The organism is Acinetobacter sp. 2JN-4 (assembly GCF_003687745.1).
Lineage (GTDB): Bacteria > Pseudomonadota > Gammaproteobacteria > Pseudomonadales > Moraxellaceae > Acinetobacter > Acinetobacter halotolerans.
Genome location: NZ_RDNY01000002.1, coordinates 407,126 through 419,639 on the forward strand (window position 1 = coordinate 407,126; position 12,514 = coordinate 419,639).

Consider the following 12,514-nt stretch of genomic DNA (forward strand, 5'->3'; position numbering starts at 1 on the left):
CTATTTACTCTTACATGGATTTTTTACAACTTTATTTACTAATATTTTTCCATAATCATTAGCAATCAAATGTAAATTATTATTTTCATCAAAAAAAGACATTTCATTAAAATCACTATAATAGTTCAATTTTGATGGCAGAACATTATATTCTTTATCTCTCAAGTTTATTAAAACCTCTTTCTTACCTCCAAATAAAATTCTAGCATAAATAAATTTTTTCTCACTATCACTCTCAATTAAGCAGTAATTTTTTTTATTTAATACGATATATTCATCAGTAAAATCTCCCCCATACTCATTTATAAAAAAATGAATTTGACATGGTGATCCACATGATGTTTTTATATGAAAAAAATTATCATTTACTTTATTTATTACAGGAGATTTTACTTTCTCCAAAACTTTTTTTACATTATTTCCAGCTGATGAGTATATGTCACAACTCATTTCATATTCATCATCACACTTTGACATTACATTCAAACTATCTTTAGCATAAATACCAGATGAAAATACTAGCATTAGAAAAAATATGCTAATAAATATAAATTTATGATGACTCACTTGGATACTTTTAATCATATTCTTCTCCACAATCTTCTTCCTCTAACTCATCTAAAGACTCAGCAACCTTATTATTTTGAGCCTCATTTAATGGCTTTAAATATGCACCTGGTACTAAAACTAATTCGACTTGATCCCTTGAGTCACTATATATTCTTGTACTACTTTTTTTCTCAAACTCATATTCTGACTCAATTCTCTTAGTATGATTAATTATTTTATATTTCATATTTTTAAGAACATTTGAGTCAAAGATATTACTCAGATCGAATCTCATACTATAGATCCCACTCTTTGGCATGGTCGGTAGCTCAGCATTGACAACTGCACCACTCTCAAAGACATGCTGCCCTGCCTTAACCTTGAAATTACCGCCAGTATTTACAAATACTCCATCCTTATTAATCTTAAGCTGCGAGCCTCCTGCCTTTAGGTCGATTTCGATTGGACTGGTGATCTCGATCTTTTCTTCTGTCGATATAATCTTGATCACCCGACGGGCGATTGCCTCGATCATGTCATCCTGCGCCTGCAACTCTACTTTTCCTTTGGCAGCATAGGCTCGTATTCCTTTTTGGGCTGCAAACAAGCTGATTTTGTCTTGCGCATGTCCAATAATATTTTTCTGGGCACTCAAATTGATGGAACCACTGGCACTTTCTGCAATGTCTTGTGAGGCTTGTAAAATAATATTCTCAGGTGTGGTCAACGCAATTCCATTCGGTGAGGCCAACAGCATCAATGCTTGTCTAAAGATTTTTCCTTGGGCTTGTTGTTTACTGTCCTTACTCTTTTCTAAGTCTTGGGTATAATTTTCCATAAAACCTTGCAAAGAACCCAATGCTTGTAATGGACTGACCTTTAAACTGCTGCCTTTACTAAACGTGCCACAGCTACTCATCAGATCAAAGTCTTTAATATCGACATTCGCAAGGACTTGTCCGACTTCTTTTAGACCTTCAAAGGGGTTGTGTTGAATCTTATCTTTGAGGGCTGCTAGTTGTCCTTTGACAATGTCTGTACCATGTTCTTCGACATTTTCAATAAACGTTTTAAGATTCTCCACTGCATCTTTTGCATCTGCGAAAAATGTATTGAATTCATCAACGATGGCTTTACTATTTCCACCAAGCGCACCAATATCACCAATAAAACCACCACAATCTTTTAAAGCATTTAGCGGATTGCTTTGCATCTCATTTTTAAAAAGATTTACGGTATTGTTTAATGCCTGTCCTTTGGTTTTTAACTCCAAAGACTGTATAAATTTGGGTAAACGTTCAATGACATTGAGCGCATCGGCTTGTTGTTTGAGAGCAATGTCGCTTAGCATTTTCATGCTTTCAAAACCTTCAGTCAGCAATGATTGCGCTTGGGCTGCTTCCAAGTGATCTGCGATCGCTTGTTCTTGTGCATAGGTACTGATCAGCATACCTTTACCTGCACGTACCGCGCCCCAAGCATCCGTTCTGAGTTCAAAACCCTCGCCACGTCCTGCACTGTGTGCTTGTTCTTTTGGATGACTTAAATGCCCTAAGTTCAGTTGAGTTGCAGCATGACTACTTTGTAATTGGGTACTAATCTGCCCCGTGGTATCGTCAAATCTGAGTTGGTTGAATCCTCGACCATCGACTTCTTGACTACGAATACCACTGAGTTTTTTGGTATCAGGGAGTTGCCCTTTGATATCAAATCGAGTCGGTGAACGCTGCGCCTCATGGATTCGCCCCGTCACAAAGGGGCGATCAATGTTGCCATCAAAGAAATCAATCACAACGATCTCACCTATTCGCGGCAGGAATCGCGCACCATAGCCTTCACCCGCCCAAGGTGTCAGAACATCCACCCAAGCGGAGTCGGTATCGTTGTCATTGGTGCCAGCGCCACCATCATGACCATGATCATCGGCACGAGTAAATAGAAAGCGTACTTTGATCCGCCCCCATTCATCCACATGAATGGTTTCACCTGCTGGACCTACCACCTTTGCTCGTTGAGGATATGCAATGGGTCGATGTTGCAAGGGCTGATATTCAGGTACGGTGGGAATATGACGGCGTTGCAGTGTGAGTTGGTTGCCTTGACGTTCTTCTAACATTGAGTGACTCAACAGAGGTTGCCAATGACTCTGCTGTAGCAATTGCTTGACCTGTTGGTTCAATTCTTTAGGTAAGTTATTTTGGTTATAGAACTGCTTCGCCGTAATGAGGAAGTTTCTATCCGCACTGGCATGCTGGTCAATTTCTGGGTGTTGTTTGAGTTCAAACCAATAACCCACATGCGCATCACGAACCGTGGTATTGGCAATAAATTGTTTTGCCTGCGCACTATGGTAATTGCTCAGTTGTTCATTGATGCGTTCGATTTGATGATTGCCCGAGGTACTCGCACCATCCTCACCATTCAGATCTTGTATCCATGCAGGCGTGAAGTGCCATGCATCCTCTAATCCCAAACTTGCATTGTCATAGTGATCACTATGTCCATGGGTACTTTGGACACTACCTGCCCCATCTTCTTGATCAAGCGCATCCGCTTGCCAACGCTGGATATGCACCGTGGTCGGTTGCAAGCTACGTTCTGCAACCAAACTGGTCATGCTGTCATATTGTTCTGTGGCACTACTACGGTGGTAACGAATACTATGGCGCTCAAGCGCTTGGTAGTGGTTATTGTCATCAATCAGTCGGAGTTTTTGCGCTTGAATTGGCGATGCACTGAACGGAACAAGATGCTGAGCTTCATCAATTAAGCTATTGATCGATTCAGAAGCCAACAATCGTTGAATGAACATTGAATCGAGTTCATTGTGCTGCATGGTAAAGGGACGAACATCATAGTCTTTGCTAAGCCCACTGAGATCTAATGTCAAACTCGCTGCAAATAGAGGACTACGTTGTTGCCACTCTTTAAATAAAGTCTGAACAATTTCAACCACCGATTGGTTCATAAATACTCGGCTATTACGGCGTTTTGTCCATAATGATGTGGCATCTTGCATGGTGAGACGATATAGCGTAAGTGCTCCATCACTTTGGCCTTGAGCTGCCGCAGTAATAATCCCTGTGCTGCGTGCCAATTGTCCAGTATCAGTGACCTGATCGACTGCAACAGTACATCCAATAAATTTTTTTAGCGGAATGCTTGCGTTGGTAGACAGGCAAATGAGTTCTGATATTAGCCCTTGATTTAAAACATTTTTTCCAGATATTCGCTGTAAGAACACCTGCGCCGTTAACATTGGATCTGCAAATTGAACGTGTATCGCACGCTTCTGTGCATTTAACCCCAGTTTTTCTAATACATTAAATATATTCAAAAGCATTTTTTATGATCATAATTTTAAGAATCGGTTGAACTTTATAAGAAAAATACCTTTCTGTACATAAAAAATAGTTGTTTTTATATAAAAATATATCCAATTGATTTAAAAGAAAAAGCCCCTAAATATTGATATATATTCAGGGGTTTTTTAGTTGTTTTAAAAACTCTATGGTTATTGTTTAGCTGTACTATATTTTCTAAAAAGCTGCCATAAACAAATCAGCAATATCAGACTGAAATAAATCAATGACCATACTGGTAATGACTGACCCAAGAAACTCCAATCGACTAAAGCACATTCACCAGAACCAGAAAGTACTTGTTGCAATACTGTTTTCATGGGCAAGACATCAACCAAATAATCCAAACCTGGACCACAACTTGGAACTTGATCAGCAGGTAAGTTTTGCAACCAGACATGTCGTGCTGCAACACCCACTGACCAACCAATCGCTAATGTCGCCAGCAATGCATAAAAACGTTTAAATACATTTGAAATCGGGTTATGAATGAATGCAACCAGTGCAATCGATCCCATTCCAATTAGACCTACACGTTGAAACACACACAATGGGCAAGGTTCCAATCCTTGCACATGTTCTAAATACAACGCGAACGAGAGTCCGATGATACTGGTCAGTACCAATACTACACTGACCAAACGGTAATTCCATCGCATGGGAAGTCCTCAAAAGATTTAACGGTATTGTGCAAGATATTGTTCAAAACTCGTGTCATTTTCTTGTTCAAGTTGCCACTGTTTTTGCAACGACGTTTGCGCTAGATGTTCAAAATATTGTTGTCTTTCTGCACTGAGCTGATGCTGGTCATAACAATCTACATGCTGTTGAGCCATGACACTACCAAAGTTCCATGTGCCACCATGTTGTAAAGTATCTTTGATCACTTGTGCTGAAAGGGTATTTTCAACATCATTTAAACGCTGTTGCATGACATAAACAGCATCCTGATAAAGAGAAGTACCATCCATTTGATCTAGTGTCGCGGCACAAGCATGAATTTCACTTAAATGTTGCTGTGCCCAATCCTTAAATGACACTGTTAGATGCCCTTCTTTGATCTGAGCATCTGCTGCACGCCCACGATTGACCACTTCAGTTTGATTTTGATCAATCTGATCTTGTTCGTCAGACCATAGATCAGGACTTTCCCGCAATAAACAATACAAGGCCAGACTTTCTAAGAACCCTGCTGTGGTTTCATCAATCCCAATCGCACTATAGGGATTCACATCGACCGCACGCAGCTCTACATAACCCACACCACGATTCTTCAATGCTTGCGAAGGGGTTTCACCCGCTTGAGGCACTTGCTTTGGACGCACTAGACTGTAGTATTCATTTTCAATCTGTAAAACATGATCATTGATTTGAATCGGTTCACCTGCCTCATCATTCAAACCTAAATCAGTAAATGCAGGATATGGCGTATAGACGGCCTTTTGTAATCCATCTAAATAATCATGCAAATCGTTATAATAAATCCCCAACTGCTTTTGTGCTGAGTTTTGGTAGCCCAAACGTCCCATACGCAAGGCAGTTGCCTCTGGTAAGTATAAGGTTCCTTTGACCAAAGGCTGTAAATGGTGGTTACGCCCTGTTAAAAAGCAACGACAGACCGAGGGACTTGCGCCCAGCAAATACATCACCAAGGGAGTCATGCGAATAAAATTTCGGATCAAGGCAAAATAACGATGGCTTCGATAATCTTGCAAACTGAGTTGTTTTAATTCTTCATTTTTTTCATGCTGCTGCAAAGTTGCAAACAACTGATCAGGAAAAGATAAATTATAATGTACACCTGAAATGGTCTGCATCCGACGACCATAACGTACTCCCAAACCATGACGATAAAGGGTTTTAAAACGCCCGATATTAGACGTGCCATACTGAGCAAGTTTTATATTTTCTTCATTGTCATCCAGCATACAAGGCATGGAAAGCGGCCACAATTTCTCACCATCTTCGAGTTGCTGGTGCACCACCTGATGAATATCGCTTAACTCATTTAATGCAGCGGCAATGGTATTGTGTGGCGTGGTAATGAACTCCATTAACGCTTCTGAATAATCAGTCGTAATATGGGGATGTGTGAGTGCTGAACCCAAAGCTTTTGGATGGTTTTTTTGTGATAAAAATCCATTGCTTTGCATACGCAAACTTTCACGCTCGATACCGCGTAACATACCGTCTAATTGTGAGGCATTTACCCAAGTCGGTACGATAGCGGACGAAAGTGTGCAAGGTTGGTTCATAATTTATATGCTCGGTTATTCAAGATCGGCCAACCAGATCAAGGCTGGTGACTTCATCGGGTGTATTCGCATGCCAAACATGCCTACTATCACGACTCCGCCAATTATAACGACTATTACGATCTAGTCATCTAGAGGGACTGTTGACGTTTCACAAATGCTTGCGACAGAGGACATTTTTTCGACGATACAAGGCATGTTTTGTGCAACTTAGTGATTCTAAGTAAACAAGACATAACGAAGTAACGGCAAAAAATGTCCCTGTCCCAAAGGGTTATCGCTAAAACTTCCACAAACTTCGTTATGAAACTTGACAAGGGGGACACCATTGCCTGCATTTCATGCCTTGTTTGAGTCGTTTTAGCCTATAACGCAAGACATGGATGAAACATCAATAGTCCCTATTAATTAGCTTAGCTTGGCAATTTTTATCACAATCTTGCTCTATAAGACATGCTGAAATTGTGATTTTATTAAAAATAAATCTTCCAATGGATACTCAACGATGCAAGCGCAAGACATTCTTGATTTTTGGTTTTCTCCTGATCATCGCTCACTCTGGTTTGCCAAAAGTGATGATTTTGATACGAAAATTCGCGGGCTTTTTCAAACGATTCATGATCAAGCAACTCAAGCAGAACTTTGGTCATGGCGTCAAACACCTGAAGGTCGTTTAGCTGAAATTATTGTTTTAGATCAATTCTCACGTAATTTATATCGTGATCAAGCACAAGCTTTTGCGTATGACAGCATGGCATTGATGCTGGCTCAAGAAGCAATTAGCCTACAATTAGATGCTCAGTTAAGCCCCGAACAACGTTCCTTTTTATATATGCCATTTATGCATAGTGAATCAAAAATGATTCATGAGTACGCATTAAAACTCTTCCAACGTTTAGGCAATGAAATCAATTTAAATTTTGAGAAAAAGCATAAAGTGATTATTGATCGCTTCGGACGCTATCCTCATCGCAATGCGATCTTGGGACGAACATCAAGTGCCGAAGAACTTGAGTTTCTAACTCAACCGAACAGCAGTTTTTAAGTCGATCTCCCCTCGACATCAGAAAGAGGAATTGCATATGAAATCGTTACTCATCTGTGCCCCGCTACTAGTCACATTGGCATTTACAGGGTGTGCCAGCATACCGTCTCAACCCAAGACCTTTGATCAATTGGGGCAATTCACCGCTTATCCATTAAATAACAAAAGCTTCCGTATCGGCTTCCAAGCAGGAAATAATCTGAGTTATGGTAAAGCTGAGGAAATTACCTTACTCAAGGCAGCACAAACCACACTCCAAAATGGTTTCCGTTTTTTCACTGTAGTTGATGATCCAAGCAATGCGCGGTTCAAGGAGCAACGCCAAGCGGTAATTTATCCGAGTCGACCGTATTATCCTTATGGTTATTATCGTCGTCACCCCGCCTTTTGGCCGGATCCATTCTATGATGTACCACAAGTGGTCAATCTTGATCCCATCCAAGTGTCGTATACTATTGAATGCTTTAAGACTCAACAGCAATCACCTGATGCATTTGATGCACAGCTGATTTTGCGATCCTTAGGACAAAAATACGGATTGAGTCCAACAGGAGAAGTGTTGCAACCCCCTGCACCACCTCAAAACAAAAATGAATGAATAGGATGACTCAATGAATTCAGCCGAAGAAATCCACAAAGTACCAAGCCTGCAAAGAAGTAAATATTTCGCCACCGTAGCATTGGTGATTGCAGTGATGACGTGGATTTGTTTAATGGTCGTGGCGCATTTTCTGCCTGAGTATCGGTGGCTGATCCATATTTTCATGTTAAGCGCCGAAGCAGGTGTGGTCGGTGGTTTGGCCGATTGGTATGCGGTGACAGTGTTATTCCGCAATCCATTTGGGAAAATCCCATTACCCAAACTATTACGTGATCATACTGAGATTATTCCACGGAATAAGGCACGTATTGCTGAATCAATGGGTCGTTTTGTTCAGGAAAATTTCTTATCGCCCCAAATCGTGCAACGTAGTTTACAAAATACCGACCTCAGTTTGGCGGTCGGTCAATGGTTAGCCAACCCCAAAAATAATGGACACGTGGTTCAAATCATCCAGCAAACCGTTCCGAAAATTTTTGAGTTTGTCAGTCAGGATCAAATTGCCAACTTTGTACAAAACAACAGTGTGCAATGGGTGCGCAGTACCAAAATCAATACGCTTGCCAGTGAAATGTTACGTGCAGTTTTGGAAAATGACTTCCATCAAGATGTGTTACAACGTGGACTCGATCTGGCTCATCAATGGATGGTGTCACATCCAGAAGAAGCACGAGAGTTGTCTCGCACATTATTTAAAGAACTGGGGGTCTGGAAACTGGCTAAAGGTGCGAGCTGGATCGGCATTGATGTGCAACAGCGTACTATTGACTCACTGATTGAAAGAGTGGAGTCGATGTTGGCCAATCCTGAACACCCATGGCGACAAGACATTGAGGCAACCACCCATGCCCTCATGCTACAACTTGCTGATACCGATAGCGAAGCAAGCCAACGTTTGAACAGTGGTAAAGATGCCTTGCTGGATAGCCCACAAGTTTTGAACTTTATTAGCGGTGCGATTGCGATTTTATGTGATGCAATCAAAACAGATTTGATGCAACCTGATTCAGGCATTGCCACCAATTTACAAGCAGCGATTCAACAACTTGGTATGAGCCTGATCCAAAATGAAAATGTACGCCACGTCCTTAATGAAAAAATGGTGGGCTTAGCCACCAACTTCAGTGAGCAATATAGCGACAAAATCATTCGTTATATTAGTGAACGCATCCATGAGTGGGATTCACGCGAAATGATTGCCAAAATCGAGAGTGAAGTTGGCGGTGATTTACACATGATCCGTGTAAATGGTGTGATTGTCGGAGCATTTATTGGTTTGATCTTGGGTATCATTCGTGCCTTAGTTGAAAATGTTCTGTAAAAGGTTTGAAATGATCAACTTTTCACGTAAAGTTGATCATCATAAAACTCATTCTTGGCTGTCGCCAAGCTCAATACCGCAATCATTTATCCGAACAAAAATAAGCAATCATGTTGCAAATGGCGTAGAGGAAGATACCAAGGAATTTGAATGACCCCACACCAAACATTGGTGATGCAACCCAATCTCTGGAAAACATTTTTTGTTTTTCTAGTGCCGCTGATCGCCACCAACATTTTGCAAAACTTGTCGGGGACGATTAATACCATATTTGTGGGGCAAATGATGGGGGTCGATGCAATTGCAGCGGTGTCAGTTTTCTTCCCTATCCTGTTTTTTTTACTGGCATTTACCATTGGTATTTCGGCAGGTACCACAGTTTTAGTGGGTCAAGCTTGGGGCGCGCAAAATCTAGAAAAAGTTCGTAGTGTGGTTGGGTCAACCCTTTTTATCACCTTAATTGGTGGCACAATTATCGCAATATTAGGCTTTGTTTTTGCTGAACATATTCTCAATCTTTTAGGTACTGACCCCAAAGTCATGCATATGTCGCTGCCTTATGTGCAGTGGATGTTGGCAGGTAGCCCGTTATTGTTTGTTTATATTATTTACACCTCTATTTTACGGGGTGTCGGTGATAGTGTTACCCCTTTGATTGCCCTAGGTTTAACCAGCCTCATCGGTTTAGCAGTCACGCCAGTCTTACTTAAAGGTTATTTTGGTTTTCCAGCCTTAGGCATCATCGCACCCGCGATTGCCACCATCTTAGGCTATAGTGCAGTGTTGATTTTTCTAGCTTTCTATCTCAACTATAAAAATCATCCACTTAAAATAGATCGTCAATTGCTCCAACATATCCGCCATGATGCCGAATTAAGCAAACTGATTTTTAAACTAGGCATTCCAACAGGCATTCAAATGGTCACCACTTCTTTGGCTGGATTGGTGATTATAAGCTTGATTAACCGCTACGGCGCAGAGGCAACTGCAGCCTACGGCGCAGTCAATCAAGTCCTCAACTATATTCAGTTTCCGGCATTGTCGATTGCCATCGCAGCATCGATCTTTGCCGCCCAAGCGATCGGTGCGGGCAAACCAGATCTGTTGGCCAAAGTCACCCGCACCGCATTAAGTATGAATTTTTTATTTACGGGTAGTCTGATCATACTGGCGTATTTATTCTCAAAATATTTAATGGCGCTATTCATTACTGATCCTGCGGTCATAGAACTGGGACAGCAATTATTGTTTATTGTGCTGTGGTCACTGCTGTTTTTTGGCGCAAGTGCAATTTTTGCCTCGATCATGCGGGCTAGCGGAACCGTAAACGTGCCAATGCTGATCAATATTTTTACTATTCTTTTAATCGAAGTGCCTTGTGCGTATTGGTTTAACACACTTTGGGGACTCAAGGGAATTTGGATGGCTTATGCACTCGCCTTTGTGTGTTTATGCCTATTCCAAGCCGCTTATTATCAATTTGTCTGGAAGAAACGCGAGATAAAGATTCTGATTTAAACGTAAAAGTTCATCATAATCTTTAGCGTCAAAAAAAAAGCCATTCAAACAAGAATGGCTTTTTATCTTAGTAGCGGAACTTACATCATTTTCGTTGCAAGTGCAGCAATACGCTGATATCCCGTTGGGAACAACCGTTGGAAAGAATCAACAATACGCGCATCTGCACCAATCAATAAACGACGTTTGTCTTTCAACACCGCATTTAGAATTTGACGTGCTGCTTCTTCTGGTGGCGTACGCAAGAATTTATCGAATTGTTTGATTGATTTACCTGGATCCATACCCAAGCTTTTCATGCTGTCATTCATTTTCGCCGCTTTTGCGATATTGGTTCGAATCCCGCCTGGGTGTACACAAAGCGAGCTGACACCACTCTTTTCAATATCAAGTTCTTGGCGTAAAGATTCTGTGAAACCACGCACAGCGAATTTGGTCGCGTTATACGCTGATTGCGTTGGTTGCGAGGTTAAACCGAAGATACTTGAAATATTGATGATATGACCATCTTTGGTTTGTTTGATAAACGGTAAAAATTCTTTAGTCCCGTAAACCACACCCCAGAAATTAATCCCAACGATCCACTCTAAGTCTTCATAGCTTGCGCCTTCCACGGTTGAACCGAGTGCCACACCCGCATTGTTGAAGATCATATTGACTGAACCATGATCTTGAACAGTGTCTTGCGCCCACTGTTTCACTGCATCTCGGTTTGAGACATCCAACACTTTTGTGGTCACTGTAATCTCAGGATACGCTTTCAATAGTTCGGTCGTTTGCGTCAAACCCTTTTCATTGATATCACTCAATGACAAATGACAACCTTGTTTAGCCAATAAAACAGCTAATTGTTGTCCAATCCCAGAACCTGCACCTGTGATCGCTGCGACTTTATTTTTAAAATTTTTCATTGCCTATCCTTTGTGTTGCGAATGATATGCACATATTCGCCTAGATTACGTGCAGTTTAAGATGTAACCAATATAATTTTGACAATACACGTTGTCAATATAGTACACTATGCTTTTAAGACAAATGGCAATAACACACACATTACTTGTCATATTGGGTCTATTTACATTTAATGAGATAAAATTTTTAGTCGATACAAGGCATAGTTGCATAATGTAAACTGAGCTAGACATACGGTATAAAGACTTTTAGGAAACGGTTTTTCAATGACAACTCAAAAGCAAGCCAAAGCGAAGAAAAACAACAGCGAAACCAAAGAGCGTCAATTCAAGGGTCTTTCTTTAACTGAACGTAAAGAAGCGCGTCGTGAAAAATTGATTGAAGCTGGGATCGCTACTTACGGCACTCAGGGTTTTTTCTCAGTCACTGTCAAAGATGTCTGTAATGAAGCCAAACTTACCGAACGCTATTTCTATGAATCATTTAAAAAAAGTGAGGAGTTATTCCAAACTGTTTTTTTAAGAATGATTGGGGAAATGCAAAGTTGTTTAACACAGGCGGTGTTACTGGCTGCGCCCGAACCGAAGAATATGGTGACTGCTGGGCTATCGGCGTTACTGAATACCATTCGAAACGATCCGCGTATGGCTCGGATTATTTATATTGATGCCATGTTGGTTCAAGACTTACACAATCAAGCGACGATCCAAGAAACCTTGACTCAGTTCGATCGCATCATTCAAGGTTTTGTAATGATCACCATGCCCAGTGTTCAACAAAGTACCGAGGAAGTGTCTTTGATGGCGACAGGTTTAAATGGTTATGTCACGCATATTATTATTCGTTGGGTCTCGGAAGGCTTTAAACAACCGCTAGAAGACGTGTTAGCGGCTTGTTGTGCGGTATTTTTATCCTTTATCGCAACAACATCACAAAAAAATTAAAATCATT

General features: G+C 40.9%; 10 protein-coding genes. 5 read left to right on the forward strand and 5 right to left on the reverse strand.

Annotated elements, in window-relative coordinates; translation table 11 throughout:
* From EAH57_RS04830 to gshA, 4 genes are all read right to left on the reverse strand, one after another.
* Window positions 1-585: a hypothetical protein gene (locus EAH57_RS04830; protein ID WP_121929063.1), complete on the reverse strand. Its 585-nt coding sequence runs from the start codon at window positions 583-585 to the stop codon at window positions 1-3.
* A complete protein-coding gene (locus EAH57_RS04835) occupies window positions 578-3,892 on the reverse strand; it encodes a type VI secretion system Vgr family protein (RefSeq protein ID WP_121929064.1) in 3,315 nt (1,104 codons plus the stop codon). The genes EAH57_RS04830 and EAH57_RS04835 overlap by 8 nt, the downstream gene beginning before the upstream one ends.
* Before the next feature lie 171 nt (window positions 3,893-4,063).
* Window positions 4,064-4,570 carry a disulfide bond formation protein B gene (locus EAH57_RS04840; RefSeq protein WP_121929065.1) on the reverse strand — a complete coding sequence of 169 codons (507 nt, stop codon included), beginning with the start codon at window positions 4,568-4,570 and terminating at the stop codon, window positions 4,064-4,066.
* Window positions 4,571-4,588: 18 nt separating this feature from the next.
* Window positions 4,589-6,166 (reverse strand): glutamate--cysteine ligase, encoded by a 1,578-nt coding sequence (gene gshA / locus EAH57_RS04845; RefSeq protein ID WP_121929066.1) that lies wholly within the window; start codon window positions 6,164-6,166, stop codon window positions 4,589-4,591.
* Between the two features lie 505 nt (window positions 6,167-6,671).
* Here gshA and EAH57_RS04850 point away from each other — a divergent pair.
* The 4 genes from EAH57_RS04850 to EAH57_RS04865 all read left to right on the forward strand — a co-directional run bounded on the left by EAH57_RS04850 (window position 6,672) and on the right by EAH57_RS04865 (window position 10,651).
* Window positions 6,672-7,211, forward strand: coding sequence for a DUF924 family protein (locus EAH57_RS04850; protein ID WP_121929067.1), 540 nt, complete (start codon window positions 6,672-6,674; stop codon window positions 7,209-7,211).
* 37 nt (window positions 7,212-7,248) lie between these two features.
* Window positions 7,249-7,809: a CC0125/CC1285 family lipoprotein gene (locus EAH57_RS04855; RefSeq protein ID WP_121929068.1), complete on the forward strand. Its 561-nt coding sequence runs from the start codon at window positions 7,249-7,251 to the stop codon at window positions 7,807-7,809.
* 13 nt (window positions 7,810-7,822) lie between these two features.
* The gene (locus EAH57_RS04860) at window positions 7,823-9,133 is read left to right on the forward strand and encodes a DUF445 domain-containing protein (protein WP_121929069.1); all 1,311 of its coding nucleotides are present in this window, start codon (window positions 7,823-7,825) and stop codon (window positions 9,131-9,133) included.
* A 150-nt stretch (window positions 9,134-9,283) separates the two neighbouring features.
* Complete coding sequence (locus EAH57_RS04865) at window positions 9,284-10,651, forward strand: MATE family efflux transporter (protein ID WP_121929070.1); 1,368 nt, start codon at window positions 9,284-9,286, stop codon at window positions 10,649-10,651.
* Window positions 10,652-10,731: 80 nt separating this feature from the next.
* On the opposite strand, the gene EAH57_RS04870 is transcribed toward EAH57_RS04865, so the two are convergent.
* Complete coding sequence (locus EAH57_RS04870; protein WP_121929071.1) at window positions 10,732-11,562, reverse strand: SDR family NAD(P)-dependent oxidoreductase; 831 nt, start codon at window positions 11,560-11,562, stop codon at window positions 10,732-10,734.
* 267 nt (window positions 11,563-11,829) lie between these two features.
* Here EAH57_RS04870 and EAH57_RS04875 point away from each other — a divergent pair, with 267 nt between their 5' ends.
* A complete protein-coding gene (locus EAH57_RS04875; RefSeq protein WP_121929072.1) occupies window positions 11,830-12,507 on the forward strand; it encodes a TetR/AcrR family transcriptional regulator in 678 nt (225 codons plus the stop codon).
* The last annotated feature ends 7 nt before the right edge of the window (window positions 12,508-12,514 follow it).

What these genes read in the sequence shown, in the direction of transcription:
- EAH57_RS04865 (WP_121929070.1), top strand. Translation starts at nt 9,284, where the DNA reads ATGACCCCACACCAAACATTGGTGATGCAACCCAATCTCTGGAAAACA.
- EAH57_RS04830 (WP_121929063.1), bottom strand. Translation starts at nt 585, where the DNA reads ATGATTAAAAGTATCCAAGTGAGTCATCATAAATTTATATTTATTAGC.
- EAH57_RS04855 (WP_121929068.1), top strand. Translation starts at nt 7,249, where the DNA reads ATGAAATCGTTACTCATCTGTGCCCCGCTACTAGTCACATTGGCATTT.
- gshA (WP_121929066.1), bottom strand. Translation starts at nt 6,166, where the DNA reads ATGAACCAACCTTGCACACTTTCGTCCGCTATCGTACCGACTTGGGTA.
- EAH57_RS04835 (WP_121929064.1), bottom strand. Translation starts at nt 3,892, where the DNA reads ATGCTTTTGAATATATTTAATGTATTAGAAAAACTGGGGTTAAATGCA.
- EAH57_RS04875 (WP_121929072.1), top strand. Translation starts at nt 11,830, where the DNA reads ATGACAACTCAAAAGCAAGCCAAAGCGAAGAAAAACAACAGCGAAACC.
- EAH57_RS04840 (WP_121929065.1), bottom strand. Translation starts at nt 4,570, where the DNA reads ATGCGATGGAATTACCGTTTGGTCAGTGTAGTATTGGTACTGACCAGT.
- EAH57_RS04870 (WP_121929071.1), bottom strand. Translation starts at nt 11,562, where the DNA reads ATGAAAAATTTTAAAAATAAAGTCGCAGCGATCACAGGTGCAGGTTCT.
- EAH57_RS04850 (WP_121929067.1), top strand. Translation starts at nt 6,672, where the DNA reads ATGCAAGCGCAAGACATTCTTGATTTTTGGTTTTCTCCTGATCATCGC.
- EAH57_RS04860 (WP_121929069.1), top strand. Translation starts at nt 7,823, where the DNA reads ATGAATTCAGCCGAAGAAATCCACAAAGTACCAAGCCTGCAAAGAAGT.